The 20,645-nt window shown below is 62.6% G+C and carries 15 protein-coding genes; 9 read left to right on the forward strand and 6 right to left on the reverse strand.

Features of this window, described 5'->3' with window-relative positions:
- Positions 1 to 22: 22 nt before the first annotated feature.
- Genes Q4G32_RS09125 through Q4G32_RS09135 form a run of 3 tightly spaced genes read right to left on the reverse strand, consistent with a single transcriptional unit; the run spans position 23 to position 3,491 of the window.
- Positions 23 to 1,570, reverse strand: coding sequence for an SLC13 family permease (locus Q4G32_RS09125; RefSeq protein ID WP_303350852.1), 1,548 nt, complete (start codon positions 1,568 to 1,570; stop codon positions 23 to 25).
- The gene (locus Q4G32_RS09130; protein WP_303350854.1) at positions 1,567 to 3,177 is read right to left on the reverse strand and encodes a HAMP domain-containing protein; all 1,611 of its coding nucleotides are present in this window, start codon (positions 3,175 to 3,177) and stop codon (positions 1,567 to 1,569) included. Before Q4G32_RS09130 ends, Q4G32_RS09125 begins: the two co-directional genes overlap by 4 nt.
- Positions 3,174 to 3,491: a hypothetical protein gene (locus Q4G32_RS09135; protein WP_303350856.1), complete on the reverse strand. Its 318-nt coding sequence runs from the start codon at positions 3,489 to 3,491 to the stop codon at positions 3,174 to 3,176. The genes Q4G32_RS09130 and Q4G32_RS09135 overlap by 4 nt, the downstream gene beginning before the upstream one ends.
- A 271-nt stretch (positions 3,492 to 3,762) precedes the next feature.
- On the opposite strand from Q4G32_RS09135, the gene Q4G32_RS09140 reads away from it, so the two are divergent.
- Entirely contained in the window at positions 3,763 to 4,287 is a 525-nt protein-coding gene (locus tag Q4G32_RS09140) for a GNAT family N-acetyltransferase (RefSeq protein ID WP_303350858.1), read from the forward strand.
- Positions 4,284 to 4,982: a M50 family metallopeptidase gene (locus Q4G32_RS09145; RefSeq protein ID WP_303350860.1), complete on the forward strand. Its 699-nt coding sequence runs from the start codon at positions 4,284 to 4,286 to the stop codon at positions 4,980 to 4,982. The genes Q4G32_RS09140 and Q4G32_RS09145 overlap by 4 nt, the downstream gene beginning before the upstream one ends.
- An 82-nt stretch (positions 4,983 to 5,064) precedes the next feature.
- Here Q4G32_RS09145 and Q4G32_RS09150 read toward each other — a convergent pair whose 3' ends face one another.
- Together Q4G32_RS09150 and Q4G32_RS09155 are read right to left on the reverse strand one after the other, a co-directional pair.
- Entirely contained in the window at positions 5,065 to 6,219 is a 1,155-nt protein-coding gene (locus Q4G32_RS09150; RefSeq protein WP_303350862.1) for a peptidoglycan recognition protein family protein, read from the reverse strand.
- Positions 6,220 to 6,519: 300 nt separating this feature from the next.
- Positions 6,520 to 7,680, reverse strand: coding sequence for an ABC transporter ATP-binding protein (locus Q4G32_RS09155; protein WP_303350863.1), 1,161 nt, complete (start codon positions 7,678 to 7,680; stop codon positions 6,520 to 6,522).
- Between the two features lie 452 nt (positions 7,681 to 8,132).
- Here Q4G32_RS09155 and Q4G32_RS09160 point away from each other — a divergent pair, with 452 nt between their 5' ends.
- The 4 genes from Q4G32_RS09160 to Q4G32_RS09175 all read left to right on the forward strand — a co-directional run bounded on the left by Q4G32_RS09160 (position 8,133) and on the right by Q4G32_RS09175 (position 14,631).
- Positions 8,133 to 9,473: an ABC transporter substrate-binding protein gene (locus Q4G32_RS09160; RefSeq protein WP_303350865.1), complete on the forward strand. Its 1,341-nt coding sequence runs from the start codon at positions 8,133 to 8,135 to the stop codon at positions 9,471 to 9,473.
- Between the two features lie 117 nt (positions 9,474 to 9,590).
- Positions 9,591 to 10,529: a carbohydrate ABC transporter permease gene (locus Q4G32_RS09165; RefSeq protein WP_303350868.1), complete on the forward strand. Its 939-nt coding sequence runs from the start codon at positions 9,591 to 9,593 to the stop codon at positions 10,527 to 10,529.
- The gene (locus Q4G32_RS09170; protein WP_303350870.1) at positions 10,529 to 11,422 is read left to right on the forward strand and encodes a carbohydrate ABC transporter permease; all 894 of its coding nucleotides are present in this window, start codon (positions 10,529 to 10,531) and stop codon (positions 11,420 to 11,422) included. Before Q4G32_RS09165 ends, Q4G32_RS09170 begins: the two co-directional genes overlap by 1 nt.
- Positions 11,423 to 11,496: 74 nt before the next feature.
- On the forward strand, positions 11,497 to 14,631 hold the full coding sequence (locus tag Q4G32_RS09175) for a glycoside hydrolase family 2 TIM barrel-domain containing protein (RefSeq protein WP_303350872.1): 3,135 nt from the start codon (positions 11,497 to 11,499) through the stop codon (positions 14,629 to 14,631).
- Positions 14,632 to 14,712: 81 nt separating this feature from the next.
- Here Q4G32_RS09175 and Q4G32_RS09180 read toward each other — a convergent pair whose 3' ends face one another.
- Positions 14,713 to 16,962 carry an alpha-galactosidase gene (locus Q4G32_RS09180; RefSeq protein WP_303350918.1) on the reverse strand — a complete coding sequence of 750 codons (2,250 nt, stop codon included), beginning with the start codon at positions 16,960 to 16,962 and terminating at the stop codon, positions 14,713 to 14,715.
- 137 nt (positions 16,963 to 17,099) lie between these two features.
- On the opposite strand from Q4G32_RS09180, the gene Q4G32_RS09185 reads away from it, so the two are divergent.
- The 3 genes from Q4G32_RS09185 to galK are packed head-to-tail and all read left to right on the forward strand — an operon-like array spanning position 17,100 to position 20,219.
- The gene (locus Q4G32_RS09185) at positions 17,100 to 17,882 is read left to right on the forward strand and encodes a DeoR/GlpR family DNA-binding transcription regulator (protein WP_303350873.1); all 783 of its coding nucleotides are present in this window, start codon (positions 17,100 to 17,102) and stop codon (positions 17,880 to 17,882) included.
- Positions 17,863 to 18,984 (forward strand): galactose-1-phosphate uridylyltransferase, encoded by a 1,122-nt coding sequence (galT, locus tag Q4G32_RS09190; RefSeq protein WP_303350875.1) that lies wholly within the window; start codon positions 17,863 to 17,865, stop codon positions 18,982 to 18,984. Before Q4G32_RS09185 ends, galT begins: the two co-directional genes overlap by 20 nt.
- Positions 18,981 to 20,219, forward strand: coding sequence for a galactokinase (gene galK, locus Q4G32_RS09195; RefSeq protein ID WP_303350877.1), 1,239 nt, complete (start codon positions 18,981 to 18,983; stop codon positions 20,217 to 20,219). Before galT ends, galK begins: the two co-directional genes overlap by 4 nt.
- The last annotated feature ends 426 nt before the right edge of the window (positions 20,220 to 20,645 follow it).

Raw genomic sequence — 20,645 nt, forward strand, 5'->3', positions numbered from 1 at the left:
TCCTTTGGCGGAAAACAGGTAATTACAGGAACAGGGGCAGGCCCATGAGGGGCCAGATCCAGAAGGAGAAGATCAGCACCAGCACGGCGCTGATGGGGGCCAGGAAGGCCGAAAGCCGCAGCAGGTGCTGGGGCTGGAAGGTCTCAATGCCTTCCACATCGGAGAACAACGTCACGGGCTTGGCCGAGCTGGTCAGCGTGTGACAGAACCCGGCAGCAGCGGTGGAGGCAAAGGCAGCGGCTGCCGCATCCACACCGAGCCCCGGGGCCAGAGCCACAATGATCGGGATCAACACCGCTGAACGAGCCGAACGGGACTGGATCACCAGGTGAGCCGCGGTGGAGAGAATCACCACCAGGATCACGAACAACGCAGGGGCCGTGGCGCCTGCCGACTGCACGGGTCCAAGGGCCTGCCGCGCCAGCCAGTCCGCCGCCCCCGAATTCACCAGGCCTGTGCCCAGCGTCAACGTGGCAGCCATGAACACCAGCAGGGACCACGGCACGGACTTCAGCGCCTTGGCCAGCTTGACCGAACCCCACTTGGGGCTGGCAGCCAGCAGCGCCCCGATCAAACCCACCACCGCCGGGTGCAGCCCGTGCAGAGGCTCGGAACACCACAGCACCACAACGACGGCGACCAACATGGCCGACCGCGACTGTGCCGTGGTCATGGGCCCGGTGATGGGGGTGGGGGCGTGCCGCTGCAAATCATCCAGGGTGATGGAGACCCCCAGCTGCCGGTCGGTTTTGTCCGTGAACAGACGCAGAATCAACTCGGCACACACGTGAGAGGAGAGCAGCGCCAAGGGCAGGCCCAGTAGCAACCAGGAGGCAACACCAAAACTGCGTTCACCGGCTGCCGCCAAGATCTGGGAGGTGATCAGGTGGGCGCCGGCGCCCAGGTAGGACCCCACTGCGGAGAGCAGAATCACGGAGGGGAACAGAAGGGACAGGGCGAGCACAACGCGTCGTCGTTCCTGTAGCACCGTGGCCAGTGCCACGAACACTGGCAAAGCCAGGGCGGCGCGACCGGAGGTGGAGGGCACGGCAAAGGCGGTGACCACCAGCACCAGGGTGGTCAGGTGGAAGAGCTGGTTGACGGACTTGGCGCCCGTGACCACAAAACCGGCAATGCGGGTGGCCAAACCCGATGCGGTGACTCCGGCGGCAATCACAAAAGCGGCCAGAAGCAGCCACACGGTGTCCTCGCCCAAGGAGGAGAACAGCTCATTGTCCGTGACCACCCCGGTGGCCACCAGAACCAGTGCAGCCCCCAGCGCCACGTAGGTGTCGTCCAACGGGGAGAAGATCCAGAGCCACACGGCAGCGGCAAACACCACCAGGGTCAGTGCGCCCATGGGGTCGAGGTCACCGCCCGTGGCAGCCCAGATGCACCAAACAGCAAAACCCATCAGGACCAAGGCCACGATCAACGGCGCAGGCCGGAACGGGCGACGTCGTTTGGGGGCCTCTTCCCGACCCTGCGGCGGTAGGGAGGCCCAGCGGACAGGTGCGGTCTCAGTGGTCTCAGCGGTCGATGCGACCTTGCCACGTGCGGTGCTGCTCATCGGTCCGCCTCCATGGCTTCGGCAACTTGGGCCTGGTGCTGCTCGGAAGTGGATGCTGCGGTGTGTTCCGGTGCGAGTGGCAGGTCCAGCCCCACGGTGGTGATCCCGGAGGGGTCGGAGGTGACCCACAAACTGCCGTGGTGGGCATCGGCCACGCTGCGGGCAACGGCCAAACCCAGGCCCATGCCGAGCACCCGGTCCTGATCAATCTCCTCTTGGGCAGCCGAGCGGTAGTCCTCGATCATGGCGCGGGCGGCCTCCGGGGCCAGCGGTTGCCCCTGGTTGGCCACGGCAACGCGCAGCACGGGACCGCTGAGTGCGGAGGCTTCGGCTGATTCGGGAACCACGGCACCGGCGTACATCCCGGTGTCTTCCGGGTCCAGGACCGTTCCAGACAGTGTGATGGTCTCGGCTGTGGCCGTGTGGTCAGCGGCGTTGCGAGCCAGTTGCAGCAGGGCTGCCTGGACGGCCTCCCTGTCCAGATGGGCGCTGGTTTCCGGCACCGTGTTCAGGATCCAGTTGTGCTGCGGACTCATGCGGGTGGATTCCTGCAGGACGTGGACCATCATGGCGGGCACGGAAATTTCCTTGCGGTGTAGGAAACCGGGAGTCTGAGCATCCGCCAGGAGAGCCAGATCGCCCAGGGTGCGGCGCATGTCGAGCAGGGAGGTGCGGGCGTTAGATGGCCCCTGGCCGGTGACCCCGTCCAACGCGCGCAGACTTTGGTCCAAGGGGCGGTTCAGATGCACTCGGGCTTCGGCCACAAAGTGGCGTTGGCGTCCGTAGGCGTACTCCAACCGGTCCAACATGCCGTTGACGGAGTGCGCGGCGCGGGCAATGTCGTCGCGTCCATCCACCGGGATACGGGCCGAAAGGTCCTGATCGTCAATGGCGGTGGCCAGCTCGCTGATACGGCGCACGGGCAGCAGGATCTGACCCGCCACAAACCACGCAATAGCTGCGGTGAGCACCAGACCACCGGCGGCAACAGCAACCAGAATGAAGGTCTGTTGATTGACCTGTTCCCGCGCCGGGTCCGTGAACTGCAAGACCAGCAGGGCGGAGCCACCCTCAGTCTCGGCCCTGCCCCACCGCATGGTTCCGTATTCGGTGTCATCCACGCCGGAGGCGGCCGGGGAAGTCATCAGCCGTTCGATTTCCGCGTTGTCCTGGGCCAGAAGTTCACCGGCATCATGGGCGGCATTGTCCAAAAACATGATGCGTTCATCCGTGACGGCAATGAAGGCTTCATCCGTGGCGGGGGTCTGACGGGAGAGGTAACGCTCCAGGAGTTCGGTCTCCGAGGTGAACGGTTCGGCAGTGGTGGGGTCCACGCCCTCTCCCACAAAGGTCTGGAACTCTTCAACTTCCTGAACAATGCCCTCATTGGCGGCCTGGGCCACCTGCCCCAACAGGATGGAACGCATGGAAGCCACGATGGCCAACAGCACAATGCCCGTGGTCAGCACCATCCAGCCAACAATGCGCCAGCGTGCAGAGACCTTGGAACCACGGTTCTCCGTTGTTTGACCGCCTGTTGGTGCGGAATCAGCTGGCGTTGAAGTGGCACCACCGGGAGTGGGGCCAATCGGTGTGGAACGGCTCATCGGTCCACCGTCCCGGTCTCCGGGAGGTCCCCGGTGTCCTCCACGGTGCTGGGCATACCGGGGTCGGTCACCTCACCATTGGAGTCCACGCTGCCCGGCACCACGGGGGCAACCGAGCCGGAACGCGGGCCGTTGGTGGCGCTGTTGGAGGGGCTTGGAGGTGCCGTGTCCCCTCCGTCCTGGACCGTCTGGGAAGTCACGGGATCGGTGGGTAAGGCCGGGGGAGCCGTGGTGCGGGCCAACTGCTGTGTGCCCAACGCAGTCAGCACGGGAATGGCCATCACCACCAGCAGAAGGGTTAGTCGCCTGATCATGGGCGGGAGTGAACCGGAGAATTATGAAAGCTGGATGAGGCCGTGACTGGGCAAAACACTTTCTGCGGCACAGATGAGAGCTATCTGCCGCCAGAATCCGGGGTACAGGTGACATTCAGGTGATCCCCAAGAATCCTTCAAAAACTCTCATGAACCACAAGGGTGATCGGCTGCCGGCGTATCAAGGCGTATCCCCGTGGGTAGGTGCTGGCGACGGTGGCATCAGGTGTTGTTCGGTGTCCATCCAGCCGGGGCTCCTAAGATCGCGGACATGACTCAGCCCCCTCATCAGGCAGCCCAGGCGAACCCTGCAGCTGAACCCAACAGTCACGCCACCGAACTTCAGCTGCGCAGCAGTACCGCCCAGCACATGACCGGTGTGGAGATGCAGAAGATTCTTCAGCTCAGGGTCACGGTGTTCGTGGCCGAGCAGCAGATCATCTGTGAGGAGATTGATCACCTGGATCGCGCAGAGACCACCCAGCACATCTGGTTGGAGGCCAACGGGCAGGTGGTCTCCGTGCTGCGGCTGCTGCTGGATGGCCCCGTGGTTCGCATTGGCAGGGTGGCCACGGGTGCCGAGCACCGGCGTCGTGGTTACTCACAGCAGTTGATGTGGGCGGCCCTGGAGCGGGCGGAGGAAACCGGGCGTCCCGTGGAGATTCACGCCCAGGCCTATCTGGAGGACTGGTACGCCAAGTTCGGGTTCCAGCGCACAGGCCCCAATTTCCTGGAAGAAGGCGTGGACCATGTGCCCATGCTCTGGGCCGGAAAACCGAAAGGCACCTCCGCGTGACACTGTCCGAATTCTTGGGCGGTCTGTTCACGCCCAGTCCTGTACCACCGGCGGACACCTGGGTTCTGGTGCTGTGCGCCGCAGCTGCCGTGGTGATCAGCATTCCCCGGGGCACGTGGCGATGGTTCGGGTTGGTGGTCACCGTGGTTCACGAACTCGGCCACGCCCTGGCCGGGCTGCTGACCGGACGCCGTGTCATGCAGATTCGGATCAACGCGGATCACTCCGGGGTCACCCATTCCATGGGCCGCGGCGCCTCAGCCATGTGGTCCACCTTCTGGGGTTACCCGTTCCCGGCTGTGGTCGGTGCAGCCTGGACCGCCGCAGTCGGTGCCGGGTACTGGCCCCTGGCCGCAGTGGTTTCCGCTGTGGTGCTGGTGGTCTCCTTGCTGGTCATGCGCGGGTGGCTCTCCTGGCTTGTCACCACAACGACGGCGGTCATCCTCCTTGCGCTTGCCTGGTACCAAGTGACTCCGGGCCGGTGGTTCATGCTGGCCGTGGGTGCTGCACTGTGGATCGGGGCACTGCGCGCGTGGATCAATCTGGCTCGCCAGCATGCGCGCTCGCGGCGGGTGCCCACATCTGATGCCACCCTGTTGGCTGCTGGTACGGGTGTGCCCGCATGGTTGTGGCTGTTGGCCTTTTTGGGTGTGATCCTGCTGTGCGGGTTCTGGATCGTGGGAGCTTGGATCTGACCGGTGGGTAAGCCGTGCGCAGTTTGATACCCCATCAGCGCTGATGCGGTATCAAACTGCGCACGGCTTACCTGTATTACGGCTAGCGCCCCGCCTTCAGGGCATCCCACACGGTGGGGGAGGCGGCGCCGTCGTCGGGAAGACCGAGTTGACGCTGGTAGGTGGCCACGGCGGACTCAGTGGCCAGGTTGTAAAAGCCGAACGGCGGCAAGCCGGCACCCAAACGAGCGTTGAGGGCCCGCTGGAGGGCTGCCACCTCCGCGCCGGAGGCACCGCGCTGCAGACCCGAGCCACGTGCGGCCCCGGCCTCCAACGCCGTCCAAGTGGCAGCGTCCACCACGGGTGAATCGCTGAGACCTACGTTGCTGCGGAAGGTGGAAACCGCCGCCGCTGTGGTGGGGTCCAGCGTCCAATCGGTGCTGCCAGGCTCCACGGCGCGGGCACGCAGCAGTTGTTTGAGGCGACCCACGGCATCACCGGTGTCGCCCGGGGTCAGTACCGGGTAGAACGCGGCCCCCGGCCCCCGTGGCGGTGAACTGAGGAGGGAAACTCGCACGGCACCTGCCTCCAAAGACCGGGTGACATCCATCTGCAGCAGCTCCACCAGTTCGTTCCAGTGGGGATCGCTCACGGGCTGACCGTCCATGTTCAACGGGGTGCGCACATTGGCTGGTGCCATCCCGTACTGCTGGCAGAGGTAGGCGCTGAGGTGAACCAGGTTGGCGTACATGGCCTGCGTGGGCCGTTCGACGCTGTAATCGCCCTCCACAAGCACTGTCACCACTTGTGCGTTGTGTCCACCGATCAGTGATCCCTCCACAAAGGAATCCCCGCGTGCCGCCGCAGCCATGCTGCCGTGGCGACCCTCCATGATCTGACTTCCCCGAGCAATCAGAAAATGGTGCGCTGAATCCGGCTGCCCTTGCGCCAGGGCAGCGTCCTGGGCGGCGCGTGCGACTTGCTGCGCGGCCCCCAGCGAGTACGCACCGGTGTTGGCCGTCCACGTTTGGTCAATCACCAGAAATGTGGGTCGATACCCGTGGGTCACCAGCTCTCCCCGTGGAGGTTGGGCACCCCACGCGGTAGTCGCCACCAACGACGACGGCGCGGCCAGCCCCGCAGCCCAGCCCGGTGCCGCCGTGGTGAGGGCCAGCGCGCCTGCGGCGCCCAGCAGGGCGCTGCCCCGTAAGAGGTTTCGGCGGTTCAAGGACGGTGCTGGCTGGCGGGTTGGTTTCACGGTAGTCCCCCTGGCAGGTGCGGAATTGGGTGCAAGCGGTGGCATTGGGGCGCCATCCGGTGCCCTGCGAGTTGGGCACCTCTCTTGTCTAATGCCTAGAATCCGCGTTTGACCTGGATTGATGCGCTAGTGGGGACGGGTTCGGACAATGTGCCCACGTGCTGCGAGGGGGTGAGGCGTAACAAGTTGCCGTGGGTGCTGGATGTCTTGGATGCGGCAAAGCCGTGCGCAGTTTGATACCCCATCAGCGCTGATGCGGTATCAAACTGCGCACGGCTTTGTCAGCGTACGGACTTTTGCTCAGCCCCGATCGGGCAGGCGCGCGCCAGTGGCGGTGTCGAACAGGTGGATGCGGTCCACGGCCGGAGCTGCCCATACCGTGTTTCCGGACTGAACGCGGCTGCGGCCTGCGGTGCGAACGACCAGCGTGTTGGCTGCTGCGGCCTCATCTTCTCCACCTTCGGCTTCAGCGGCCGAGGAGTGGGTGGTCACAATCTGGTTGGCCATGGTGACGGGCGCCAGAGCTCCGTATAGGTATGCGTCCGCCCCGAGTTCTTCCACCACGTCCACGCTGATGGGCAGGCCATCACCTTCGGCGCCAACGTGCAGATCCTCTGGCCGGATACCGATGGTGACCTCCTTGCCGGTGACCGCACCGCGCTGTGCCTCCGTCAGCTGAATCTTGGTGGAGCCCAACTGAAGGACACCGTTTTCATCCGGGGTGGCACGAAACAGGTTCATGGCGGGGGAGCCGATGAAGCCGGCCACGAACTCATTGGCGGGGTGGTCATAGAGTTCGGCCGGAGTGTCCACCTGCATGAGCAGCCCGTCCTTCAGGACTGCAACGCGGTCGCCCATGGTCATGGCTTCGGTCTGATCGTGTGTTACGTAGACCGTGGTCACCCCCAACTTGCGGGTCAGGGAGGCGATTTGAGTGCGAGTCTGGACACGCAGCTTGGCGTCCAGGTTGGACAGCGGTTCATCCATCAGGAACACCTGGGGGGAGCGCACAATGGCGCGGCCCATGGCCACGCGCTGGCGCTGACCGCCGGACAGAGCCTTGGGCTTGCGGTCCAAATACTCGGTCAGGTCCAGGATTTTGGCCGCTTCCTCAACCTGACGACGACGCTCCGCCGTGGGTACCTTGGCGATCTTCAACGCAAAGCCCATGTTCTCCGCCACGGTCATGTGCGGGTAGAGCGCATAGTTCTGGAACACCATGGCGATGTCCCGATCACGAGGATCAACGTCCGTGACATCACGGTCGCCGATGCGGATGGCCCCGGTGGTCACATCTTCCAGCCCGGCCAGCATGCGCAAGGTTGTGGACTTCCCACAGCCGGAAGGGCCAACCAGCACCAGGAACTCGCCGTCGGCGATCTCCAGGTCCAAGTTGGAAACGGAGGGGCTGTCTGCCCCGGGGTACTGACAGGTCACGCGGTCATAGGTGACGGTAGCCATGGTGAGTCTCGCTTTCTTTCCCGGCAGGTACGTGCCGGACGATCCGTTGGAAAGATGGAATGTGGCCTGGGCCACGTGGCCCAGCTTACAGATCGCAGGGCGTGATGTTTGAAAATGTCAAAAAATGTTCGGATGGATGCGCGCTTGGGACTGCTGGAAACTCCTAGACGCTGTGTGGCAAGTGGAACCATGGGCGAGCTAAGCCTGCTGTTCACTCGAACACGCGCGAAGCAGGGAGCCGCTTGGCCCCTTGTGCGCACTGAACAGCGAGATGAACGGGGAGATGGATCTGACAAGGGGCGTGACCTCGGACGACGCCATGATGGTGGCACACGTTGACGTTTTGTGTGTGCTGTGCCACATTTGTATCTGTTCGTAGCTGTTCGATTATCCTGCTGAACGAACAGCATTGATCACCGGATCGTTCTTTCCGGCTGACCACAGGAGTTGTCATGAAGGCCTCGCGCGCTCGCCGCAGCCCCTCACCCCTTGCCCTGCCGTCCGCGCTGACGGTCCCCGTCCATCGGCGAAATGTCCTGGCCGGTGCTCTTGGCCTCGGCGCTCTGGGCGCCCTTACTGCATGCGGCGGCGGGACAGGCGCCGATTCAGACGGTACGGGGGCCATTACCTTTGGTTCCAACCAGTCTGATGCCGTACCCAAGGCTGCCTACCAAAAGGCCATTGATGCGTTCATCGCAGACTCAGGCATTGATGTCTCCGTGAACACGATTGATCACAACACATTCCAGGAGCAGATCAACTCATACTTGCAGGGCGCTCCCGACGACGTCTTTACCTGGTTTGCGGGTTATCGCATGCGCTACTTTGCTGATCAGGGGCTTGTGGCACCCATTGACGAGGTGTGGGACAACATTGGTGACATGTTCTCCGAGTCCATGAAGGAGGCATCCTCTGCCTCCGACGGAAGCCAGTACTTTGTGCCTTACTCCTACTACCCGTGGGTGATGAACTACCGAAAGAGTGTCTTCGAGGAGTATGGCTGGCAGCCTCCGACCACCTTGGATGAGCTCAAGGAACTGGGCTCTGAGATGGAGCAAGCTGGGTTGACTCCTATTGCGTTCGCGGACCGTGGAGGATGGGAAGCCTTTGGCACGTTTGACATCTTGAACATGCGCATCAATGGCTTTGACTTTCATCAATCTTTGATGTCTGGCGAGAAGGACTGGACTTCCAGCGAGGTCAAGGAGGTCTTCCAGACTTGGGCAGACTTGCTGCCCCTCCATCAGGATGGCGCTCTTGGGCGTGATTGGCAGGAGGCTGCACAGGCGCTACAGCAGCGCAACGCAGGCATGTACTTCTTGGGTACTTTCGTCTCTCAGCAGTTCCAGGACGACAATGACCCCTCCCAGCTGGAAGACCTTGGGTTCTTCACCTTCCCCGAAATCAATTCTGATTACGGCACTGATTCCATTGATGCCCCCATTGACGGGTTCATGATGTCGGCACAGACGGATAACGGCGGTTCGGCGCGTCAGCTTTTGGAGTTCTTCGGCAGCCCAGAGGCCCAAAAGATCAATGTTGATGCCGACAAGGGCTTGGTTGCGGCCAATGATGACACTGACACGGCGGATTATTCGCAGCTGCAACAAGACGCCAAGGACATTGTGGACAATGCCCAGCACATCGCGCAGTTCCTGGATCGTGATACTCGCCCCGACTTTGCCTCCACGGTGATGATCCCGTCCATTCAGTCCTTCATCCGAAATCCCCAGGACATCGACAACATTCTGTCGAGCATTGAGGAACAGAAGAAGACCATCTTCGTCGATTGATCACACACGGTGCCCCGCGCAGGGCTACTCCAATGGTCATGTAGGTCTGCGCGGGACACCGTTGTGCTGGACACGCTCTTGGAGCAATACATCAGGTAGAAGCCAGGGAGGATTGCGTTGTCTGCCACAGCCACACCCGAGGAAGCCGGGACACCACCTGATCGCAGGCGGGACACTCACGAACCCGTCCGGCGACGTCGACGCAGCAGCACCCGGGACAAGGTGACACTGGCGTTGATGTTGGGCATCCCTGCCATCGTGGTGCTGATGTTCATCTGGGGCCCAGCTTTGGCCTCCGTAGGTTTGTCCTTCACCAGGTGGAACGGCATCACTGCCCCCACGTTCATCGGGGTGGAGAACTATCAGAACGTCACCCAGACCTACCCCCCGTTTTGGCCGGCTTTCAAGAACAACATCCTGTGGCTGGCAGTGCTGCTGCTGGTGGCTACGCCGTTGGGGTTGTTGCTGGCCATTGTGTTGGACCGTGAAATTCGTGGGACCCGCTTCTACCAGTCAATTTTTTACCTACCCGTTGTACTGTCGCTGGCCTTGGTGGGTTTCATCTGGCAACTGGTCTATTCCACAGAGCAAGGTCTGATCAATAATCTCACCGGCTCAAGCGTCAATTGGCTGGGTGACCCTGATGTCAATATCTGGGCTGTCTTGGTGGCCGCATCCTGGCGACACGTGGGATACATCATGGTGCTCTATCTGGCCGGTCTCAAGGGTGTGGACAACTCCTTGCGAGAAGCTGCAGCTCTGGATGGTGCCGGACCGGCGCAGACATTCTTCAAAGTTATTTTTCCCACTCTCAAGCCCATCAACGTGGTGGTCCTGGTGGTCACGGTAATCGAGGGGTTGCGAGCCTTCGACATCGTTTATGTGATCAACAAGGGAACCAACGGACTTGAGTTGCTTTCGGTGTTGATCACCAACAACATTCTGGGTGAGGCCAGTCGTATTGGGTTCGGTTCCGCCATCGCCGTGATCCTGCTGGTTATCTCTTTGATCTTCATCATTACCTACCTGGTACAGACTTTGCGGAGGGATGACTGATGAGCGCTGTCACCGACACTCAGTTGCCAACCACCGGGCTTGAGAAATCTGGCTCCAAGACTCGACGCCGGTCCAAGCCCGGGCGCCAACTTGTGTTTCAGATTGTTCTGGCGTGCGTGGCCTTTGCCTGGATGGTTCCTCTGCTGTGGGCGCTGTACACCTCTTTGCGCCCGTATTCAGAGACTGCGGAAAAAGGCTATGTGTCGCTGCCTGACACACTGACCTTCCAGAACTACACGACGGCCTGGACCCAGGGAAACATGGGCCAGTACTTCCTGAACTCGCTGATCATCGCCGTACCAGCGGTGATCGTGGTGCTGTTCTTGGCCTCCTGCGCGGCGTTCGTGCTCGCCCGGTTCAGCTTCAAGTTCAACATTCCCATGTTGATGTTCTTCACTGCGGCCAATCTGCTCCCGCAGCAGGTAGTGATTACACCGCTGTACCGGCTTTACCTGGAGCTCGGTCTGTACAACACCTACGCGGGTCTGGTGGTCATCAATGTGGCCTTTCAGATGGGCTTCTGTGTGTTCGTGCTGTCCAACTTCATGCGGGCCCTCCCCAAGGAATTAACTGAGGCCGCCCAGATTGACGGAGCGGGACCCTGGCGGCAGTACTGGCAGGTTGTCTTGCCGCTGACCCGTCCGGCACTGGCTGCATTGGCCACGTTGGAGTTCGCCTGGATCTACAACGACTTTTTCTGGGCACTGGTCTTGGTCCGTGACGGTGATCGCATGCCTGTGACCTCCGCGTTGAACAACCTTCAGGGCAATTTCTTCACGGACAACAACCTGGTGGCAGCGGGCGCCATCATGATCGCGCTGCCCACGGTGTTGATTTACATCCTCTTGCAGAAGCACTTTGTGGCCGGCTTGACCATGGGCGCCAACAAGTAAGACAAGCGCAGTGCGTGCCGGCAGATCGGCTGTCCATGAGCACCACACAGATCAAGAACAGGAGAACGCCAGAAATGTCTGACGCGCTGCGGCAGGGGGCAAGAACTCGGGATCGTGAGTTGCCGACGGCATTAAATCCTGACCACGGCTGGTACCAAGATCCTGACGGGGGTCTGGGCGCCTTACAGCCCAGGGCCCATTTCACCTCCGACGCACCGTCGTTGTCTCTGGACGGGCAATGGGAGTTCCGCAGCTTTGCGGACGCCGAGTGTGCTCGGCGTTTCTGCGCCTGGCCGGACCCCCTCCCGTCCTTGGGGGAGTTGGCCAAGGTTCCAGCGCACTGGGTGCTGGATCGGTTGGGTGATGAGAGCGTGCACGGCAAGCCCTGGTACACCAATGTCACCTACCCATTTCCCGTGGACCCCCCGTACGTCCCCGATCAGAACCCAACGGCCTGGTATCGGCGCCATTTCACGGTGGCGGGAATGACTGATCGGCTGACCCCCGCGGTAAATACGCAGGCCGACACCCCGTCTGATCGCGTGATCCTGCGGTTGGAAGGGGTGGAATCCGCCTACCGTGTGTGGATAGATGGGCAATGGGTCGGCCAGGCCATGGGATCACGATTGACCCACGAATTCGACATCACCGATGCCCTCGGTGCTCGCGGGACGTCCGAGGACGATCACGAGATTGCCGTGCTGGTGCATCAATTCAGCGCCGGGTCCTATCTGGAGGACCAGGACCAGTGGTGGCTGCCGGGGATCTTCCGCAGCGTGGAACTGCTGGTCCAGCGTCCCGGGGACATCTGGGATCTCCACCTTGATGGTGACTGGGATGTCGATTCGAGCACCGGTCTGCTGCATGTTCAGCTCGATGCCGAGCCGCAAGCCTTCCCCGTGACCGTTGAAATTCGCCCGGACAATGCTTCGCCCGTGTCCGTGGTGATCACTGACGAGAGCAGGATGGACGTCGTCGTACCAGGTGCCCGTCCGTGGTCTCCTGAAGATCCTGCGCTGCTGGACGTGGAACTCACCACCAACACCGGGGCAACGGTGCAATTGCAGGCTGGAGTTCGCAGGGTAGAGATCGACGACGACGGAGTTCTGCGCGCCAACGGCGATCCATTGCGCTTCCGCGGCATCAATCGACATGAGTTCCATCCGGAGCGAGGCCGAGCGGTGACCGTGGAGGACACCCGGCAGGACTTCACCGTGATGCTCGAACATCACACTAATGCGGTGCGCACCAGCCACTATCCGCCGGCCGCACATGCCCTTGCCCTGGCTGATGAGATGGGTCTGTGGGTGGTCCTGGAGAGTGATCTGGAAACCCACGGATATGTGCAGCGTGACTGGGTTGGCAACCCCTGCGACGACTCTGCGTGGCGGGCTGCCATTTTGGATCGCACGGCACGCATGTGGCACCGGGACAAGAATCACCCCAGTGTCGCCATGTTGTCGTTGGGCAATGAATCCGGCACGGGCGCCAACCTGCGCGCTGCCGCCGATTGGCTGCATGCCCACAGCTCATTGCCTGTGCACTACGAGGGCGATGCCGATATGGCATACACGGATGTCTACTCCCGGATGTACGCCACCTCCGTGGAATGGGAGAAGTTGGCGGCCGGTACGGGGCATCCGACCTGGGGACCGGCCACCGCGCGGCGAGTTGCCCGGCACCCGATACTGCTGTGCGAATACGCCCACGCCATGGGGAACGGCCCCGGTGGGCTGAGCGACTATGAACGGATCTTCCGTCAGTTCCCAAGAGCCTGCGGCGGTTTTGCGTGGGAGTTCAAGGATCAAGGGCTGCGCGTTCCTGCACCCGGTGGCGGCACAAGGATTGCCTACGGTGGGGATTTCGGCGAGCAGGTGCATGACGGCAATTTTGTGCTGGACGGTCTGTGCTTTGCTGACGGAACGCCCAGCCCGGGCCTGGCCGAGTTCGCTGCCGTGGTCGATCCGGTTTGGATTGAGCGGGTGGGCGACGGCATCCGCGGCCGGTCCGGAACCCTTCAAATCGGCAACGGCTATGACCATTCCGTTCTGGAAGACGCCGTGGTTCGTGTGCGCCGATACTCTGATGCGGAAGAATCCACGGTGGAGCACACCCTTCCACCGCTGCGCCCAGGTGAGTGGCACACCATGGAGCTTGCTGATGCGGCGCCTGGTGAGCGGATCGACGTGGAGGTTCGTGCCGCCGTCGTGTGCGGGACACAGCGGGGTCTGCGGACCAGACAGGACTCGTGGGCCGGCCCGCTACCCGGTTCCGCACCCGTTGAGAGCACCAGTGACACAGACCGCTGGCCTGATGCCGTGCGCGGCGCTCGGCTGAGCGTGTGGCGGGCACCCACGGACAACGACGCCGGATGGATCGAGCCCGCACGTGAGCGGTTCGGTGATGACCCTCGTGTGGATTGGGATCTCTGGGCAGGAACCGACCCCAGGGAGAGTGTGTTCGGCAACGGGTCCAATGTTGTGGTGTCGTTGGCTGAACGGTGGAAGATTGCTGGCCTGGACCGTTTGGTGCCGCGTCGCAATGCGACTGCAGAGGCCGTGGCGGAGCAACCCGCGCTGATCAGCATGTGGCGCCCTGCGGGTGGACCGGCTGCACCATGGACAGGCGGTCTGTGTCTGACATGGGTGGAGGACGACGGGGCGGGGATTCTTGAGGCTGTGATCGACCTCGACGACGGGCCCCGGTTGGGACGTATTGGGCTGGAGTTGGGTCTCCCCGTTGATCCCAGTGGTGTTGTGGAATGGAGCGGCGGTGGGCCGGGGGAGACTGCCCCCGATTCGTTGCGATCCTCCCGATACGGCACGTGGTCCCGCGCCGCAACCGAGCTGACCACGGCCTACCCTGTTCCGCAATCAGCCGGCGAAAGGCACGATCTGCGGCATCTGCACGTTCCTCTGGCCGGGGGACGCGTACTTGATCTGGAGGTCTTGGCGGTGGAACTAGATGGGCAGCGCGCGTCCCAGGGCTTGTGGTGGTCATTGAGTCCATGGACAGATACGGAACTGGCACGGGCAACTCACGCGGATCAGCTACCTGATGCTGGCCAAAGTGATCGGGCTTGGGTGCTGCACTTGGATGCTGCTTACGAAGGCTTGGGTAGCCGAACCTGCGGTGTGGATGTGAGTCCGGAGGCCCGGATCGAGGCGCGTCGCGCCCGCATTGTGGTCCGGGTGGAGGGGCTGCAGTAGACCAGCTCTGCCCACTTTGAGCATGGTGAATGCGCCCAGGCCCTTGCTGGAGCGCATTCACCAGGCTCAAAGTTCAACACGTCACGTGGTGGCGGTCAGATGTAGCAGTCGCATCCGATCCGGCCACAGGCGGGGAGTGTGGATGCCACTGTTGAGCAGCACACTGCCCTTGACCACCCCGCCGTCGGGCCACCAGCCCGGAGCCATGAAGTCGGATTCAGCACCGTCAGGTGTGATGTCCTCCAGGCGATACCGAAGGTCTGGCACTAACCCTGCCAGCGTCAAACGACCCACCGGATCAGTGATGGACACTCCCGTGCAGACGACGGCGAACAGAGCCTCAGTGCCGTCCGAGGTCACCACACCGTGGATGTCCCACTCAGGATCCACTTGATCTAGCCGAATCACCTTTCCGGTGTGGAGCAGATTGCGGTACCGCTTGTAGACCGCGATCCACTCGGCCAGCTCCCTCATCTCTTGAGAAGTGGCCTGTGTGAGGTCCCACTCGACCCCAAAGTGTCCCCACAGGGCAGTGCCCGCCCGGAAGTTGAGGTCGTGGAGGCGCCCCGTTTCATGGGACCTACCGGCGGCCACGTGGCTGCCCATCAGTTCGGGTGGCACCAGCTGCTGGGTCCAGCGGTGCATTTCCTGCCGCTCGGCGGGGTCAATGCAGTCCGAGGTCCAGAAACGGTCCGTGTGCTCTATGATCCCCAGGTCCACGCGACCACCACCGGATGCACAGGCCTCGATCTCAAGACCCGGGAAATGACTCTTGAGTTCCGCCATCAGCCGGTAGGCGGCAAGGGTCTGACGGTGCACGGAAGTCTTGCCGTCCACGGAAGACCCTGCTTCCACCAGATCTCGGTTGTGGTCCCATTTGATGTAGCTGATGTTGTTGTTGGCCAGAACGGCCATCATCTGATCTCGGACGTGGGCGTATGCCTCTGGGTTGCCGATGTCCAAAACCTGTTGGCTGCGGCTGGAGATGGCCAATCGCTGAGAGGGACCGAGAATCCACTCCGGGTGGTGCTTGGCCAGTTCAGAGTCCACGTTGATCATCTCGGGTTCAAACCACAGGCCGAACTCCATACCCAACTCATTGACCCGTTCGATCAACGGAGTCAGGCCGTTGGGCCAGGCATCAGGTGAAACCACCCAGTCGCCCAACCCGGAGGTGTCATCGCGGCGGGAACCAAACCAGCCGTCGTCGAGCACAAAGCGCTCAATGCCAATGCGGGCGGCGCGTTCGGCAAGCTGGGTCAGCTTTTCCAGATCGTGGTCAAAGTACACGGCCTCCCACACGTTGAGCGTTGCGGGGCGAGTCGTGTTCGGATGTTGAGGTCTGGATCGAATCCACCCGTGCAACCGATGTGCTTGATCATCCAAGCCCTCTCCCCACACGCCGTAGATCCAGGGTGTGGTGTAGCTGTGATCCTGGGTCAGCACCATCTCGGCTGGGAGCAACAGTTCGCTGCCACCCAGCACTTTTTGTCCGGAGTACTCACGTTCGGCCCAGGTTCTGTGATTGCCGGAGAAGCCCGTGTGCACACCCCAGACCTGGCCGGTTCGGTAGCCGAAGCCTGCCTCTCCCGCAATCATGAGATGGGCTGCATCTGCACCGGTGCGGCCCTTTCTCCCCTCCCGCAGATGCAGACCAACAGTGAATGGACTGTGTTGAGCTCTGCGCTCCTGCCCCCAGTGGCCGGCAAAGTCCTGCAGCTCGGTTGCACTCAAAGCAACAGGCAGCACCAGCCCGAGCTCTTCGAGGTGATACGGCTTGACATCCCGATTGGTGACGGTGGCACGTAAACGCACCACCCCTTCAGTGCTCAGATGGATGGTGATGGCCAATTCCACGTCCTCCGGGGAATCAACCGTCAACAACAGTTGGCCTGCCCCGCGTTCCACGTACGGCGCGGCCAAGTCCTCCTGGGCCTGGTTTGCGCCTCCGCCGTCCGCTTCGGTCTCAGGTCCCGGAGCAGCCAAGAAACGCGTGGACCTCACCCGAAAATCAGGGGCCCAGGCTTGACCGTCCCGGTGCCCCACCAGCCCCGGCCTCCCGGCCCATCCCCAGCGCGCTTCCGGAACCAGGCCCACGTGCATGGGCGCGTCCGGGCAGTTGATGGCTTGAGCGGCCTTGAGTGAATTACTGATCTGGCGCACATCTTCTTCGGTTAATGCGCCTAGGTCGGCACCCCAGTGTGCGATTGTGGGGATTCGTCCGTCTGGTCGACTCAACAGCAGGGAGACCCCGCCAGACCGCAGGTGAATATGTTGTTCACTACCGGGGACGGTGCTGGGGTGTACGGCATTCAACGGCGTGGGTTCCACCAAGTGGCCCTCCAGGTGTTGGAAAATGTGTCCTGATTCACTCTATTATGAACATAATCGCACATCCGATTTGATGGAACAATCATCGGTCGAGGGCTGGATGTAGCGCCGAAAATGGCACAACCGAGGAGACAGTCGTGACCGACCTACTGCCCGCGGAGCGCCGGGCTCGCATTCTGGAGCAGACCCGCGCCCAGGGCTCGTCCCGCGTGGCCGATCTGGCTCAAACGTTGAACGTCTCGGAGATGACGGTCCGCCGTGACCTGGACCAACTGGCCCAGCAGGGGGAGTTGCACAAGGTTCATGGCGGCGCGCGGTTGGCGGCTCCGGGTTCGGCGTCGGAAGAGCCGGGCTTCCTGCGGAAGTCCCGGTTGCAGCAGGTGCAGAAGAGTGCGGTGGCCCGCACGGCTGCGAGTTTTGTGAAGCCGGGTATGTCTGTGTTCATCAATTCGGGCACCACCACGTTTGCGCTGGCCCGTGAACTGCGTTCGGTGGAGGATCTGACCGTGGTGACCAATTCACCCAGAATCGCACAGGTCTTTGAGGACCGTCCTGCCGCCGGAACGCAGGTGGTCATGCTGGGTGGTGTGCGCACGCCATCGGATGCGTTGGTCGGCCCACTGGCAGTTCGCAGCCTGGAAACTCTGCACGCGGACATCTGCCTGATGGGTGTGCACGGTTTTGACCTGGACGCCGGGTTGAGCACCCCCAACATGTTGGAAGCCCAGGTCAACGGCATGTTTTTGAATCAGTCTCACCGCGGCGTCGTCGTCGCTGATTCCACCAAGTGGGGAACGGTGGGGTTGTACGGCTTTGCGCCCTTGGATGCCGTGGACGATTTGGTGACTGACTCGCGGTTGCCGGACAACGCCGTTACCGAACTTGAGGAGAAGATCACTCGTGTCCACCGCGTCGCTTGACTCATCCGTCGGGGAGGTCCCCCACGTGACCCACCGGCTGTTCGATGGCCGGGAGATCGTGTTCTTCAGCCATGACCGCGGGCAGCTGCCCGTGCAGTTGCATGACCCTCGTCCGCCTGCCGATCGTGCAGGTCACGGCCATTTGCGGCAGGACCCCCTGACCGGAGACTGGATTGCGCTGGCCACCCACCGGCAGAACCGCACTCACCTGCCTCCGGCGGATCAATGCCCGCTGTGCCCCATGCAACCAGGGCGAGAGACTGAGATTCCCGCAGATTTTGATGTGGTTGCCTTTGAAAACCGGTTCCCGTCGTTGGGTCCGGAACTGGTGGAGCTGCCCGGCCCGGACACGCCTCCGCAGGTGGGGGTCACCTACCCGGCGGGGGGCCGATGCGAAGTCTTGGTGTTCACTCCCGAGCATGAAGGCAGCTTGGCCGGACTCGACCCTGCACGTGTGCAGTTGGTGATTCGCGCACTAGCCCAGCGCACTCGGGCGCTGTCTGCACTGCCGGGGATCAAACAGGTGTTTCCGTTTGAGAATCGCGGTGAGCAGATCGGCACCACCCTGCACCATCCGCACGGCCAGATTTATGCCTACCCGTATGTGACGCCCACGGCGTTGAAGACGGCGCAGAGGGCAGCCGAACATCTGCGCACCACCGGCCGTACGCTGCACCAGGATCTCCTGGAGTTTGAACAGGAATCTGGTGAACGCATGATCACCTCTGGGGAATACGTGAGCGCTTATGTTCCGTGGGCGGGGCGTTGGCCGCTGGAGGTTCACGTGGTGCCGCATCGTCACGTCCCGGACCTGGCGGCATTGGAGCCCGCGGAACTGGATGAGTTGGCCACGGTGGTCCAAGATGTTCTGACCAGGCTTGATGCGCTCTACCCCAGTCCCACTCCTTATATTGCTGCGTGGCATCAGGCTCCGCTGGTGGAGGGGTTGCGGGAGGCATCGCGGCTGCACCTGCAGATCGTGAGCCCGCGCAGGGCCGAACACAAGCTGAAGTTCTTGGCCGGATCAGAAGCCGCCATGGGCGCCTTCATCGGGGACGTCAGCCCGGAAGAAACCGCCGCACGTCTCAGGAGCGCAATATGAGCCAGCAGCCTTCCACGGGCGATCAGCCAACCAGCACAGACCAGCCCAACACAGATCAGCCAACCACAGATCAGCAGCGCGCCCGCGGCCTCACCGAAGCCTTCTCACAGTTGTTTGGCGGCGCACCGGATGGTGTGTGGCGGGCGCCGGGGCGGGTGAATCTGATCGGCGAACACCTTGACTACAACAACGGCCTGGTGTTGCCCTTTGCCATCGACCGCTCCGCCATGGTCGCCGTTCGTTTGCGTCCGGAGCAGCAGCGCTCACATCTGGTCTCCACCTGGACCGATCCCACCACGGGGGAGCAGGCGCGGGCCGACTTTGATCCCCGTGAGTTGAAGCCGGGCGCCATCACAGGTTGGGCCAGTGGCCCGGCCGGGGTGGTGTGGGCATTGCAGGAGGCCACGGGCACTGCGGTCCCTACCTTTGAGCTGCTGGTGGATTCCACGGTGCCGGTGGGCTCCGGCCTGTCCTCGTCACATGCGGTCGAGGTCTCCGTGGCCATTGCGCTGGCCGAACTCACGGGGGTAGCCGTGGACCGCCGCGACCTGGCCCGTATCACCCAGCGCGCCGAAAACGACTTTGTGGGCGCCCCCACCGGGATCATGGATCAATCCGCCTCCCTGCTCTCCACTGCCGGGCACGCCATCCTCCTGGATTGCCGCACCTTGGACGCCGAGTACATTCCCCTACCCCTGGAGGAAGCCGGGCTGCGCCTGCTGGTGGTGGACACCCGCGTGGCCCACAGCAACGACGACGGCGGCTACGCCGCTCGTCGTTCCGCCTGCGAACAAGCAGCTCAGCTGCTGGGTGTGGACTCCCTCGGTGACCTGCCGGTGGACACGGATCTGTCCGAGTTGCCGGAAGAGATCCGCCCCAAAGCACAGCATGTGCTCAGCGAACGTGCGCGGGTGGATGCCGCCGTCGTTGATCTGCGCCACGGTGCGTGGGAGCAGCTGGGGGAGGCGCTGACTGGTTCCCATGTTTCCCTGCGGGATGACTATCAGGTGTCCTGCCCGGAGTTGGACACCGCAGTGGACGCCATGGTGGGCGCTGGTGCGTTGGGGGCCCGGATGACTGGTGCGGGTTTCGGCGGCTCGGCCATTGGACTGTTCCGGGCGGAGGATGTGGAGTCCGGTCAGGCAGCTGTCCTGGAGTCATTTGCCCAGGCGGGTTGGGACTCCCCGCGGTTGTTCACTGTGCTGCCGGGCCCCGGGGCGGATCGCCTTCTGTGAGTGGCCCGTTGGACGGCTGAGCAGGCAGCAAAAAGTTTCCAAAAAAAGTTCCCGAACTTCCGTCACGATTTCCCATCCATCCCGTCTACACATCAAGGGCCGGCAACGGCCCTTGCACCCGAGGTGCAGGAGAGATGCTCCAAAACCGCGTGGGCACGGGGTGGAGGCAGCCGGGTGATGTGGCGGTGGTGGGCACCAACGCCACAGAGCTCGGTGGTCGTGACGGTTGGGGCCGGCACGACGCGGCATGTGGTCAGGCAGAGGCCACGTACCGGGGCTTGGCGGGGTGTGCGATCCGGGAGAGGGTTGCACACCCCGCGGGTTCCCTGTGCGACTTCACGGTTCAGCGTTACCACTGGCCAGCATGGCCCCGGTGGAAGATGGCGGCAAAACCCTGCATCCCCGTTACCGGAGGTGTTCTGCTGC

The organism is Kocuria sp. (assembly GCF_030538595.1).
In the GTDB taxonomy this organism is placed as follows: domain Bacteria; phylum Actinomycetota; class Actinomycetes; order Actinomycetales; family Micrococcaceae; genus Kocuria.

Bases quoted from the DNA above. Each gene is read 5' to 3' on its own strand.
- Q4G32_RS09125 (WP_303350852.1), bottom strand. From the start codon at position 1,570: ATGAGCAGCACCGCACGTGGCAAGGTCGCATCGACCGCTGAGACCACT.
- Q4G32_RS09130 (WP_303350854.1), bottom strand. From the start codon at position 3,177: ATGAGCCGTTCCACACCGATTGGCCCCACTCCCGGTGGTGCCACTTCA.
- Q4G32_RS09135 (WP_303350856.1), bottom strand. From the start codon at position 3,491: ATGATCAGGCGACTAACCCTTCTGCTGGTGGTGATGGCCATTCCCGTG.
- Q4G32_RS09140 (WP_303350858.1), top strand. From the start codon at position 3,763: ATGACTCAGCCCCCTCATCAGGCAGCCCAGGCGAACCCTGCAGCTGAA.
- Q4G32_RS09155 (WP_303350863.1), bottom strand. From the start codon at position 7,680: ATGGCTACCGTCACCTATGACCGCGTGACCTGTCAGTACCCCGGGGCA.
- Q4G32_RS09160 (WP_303350865.1), top strand. From the start codon at position 8,133: ATGAAGGCCTCGCGCGCTCGCCGCAGCCCCTCACCCCTTGCCCTGCCG.
- Q4G32_RS09170 (WP_303350870.1), top strand. From the start codon at position 10,529: ATGAGCGCTGTCACCGACACTCAGTTGCCAACCACCGGGCTTGAGAAA.
- Q4G32_RS09175 (WP_303350872.1), top strand. From the start codon at position 11,497: ATGTCTGACGCGCTGCGGCAGGGGGCAAGAACTCGGGATCGTGAGTTG.
- galK (WP_303350877.1), top strand. From the start codon at position 18,981: ATGAGCCAGCAGCCTTCCACGGGCGATCAGCCAACCAGCACAGACCAG.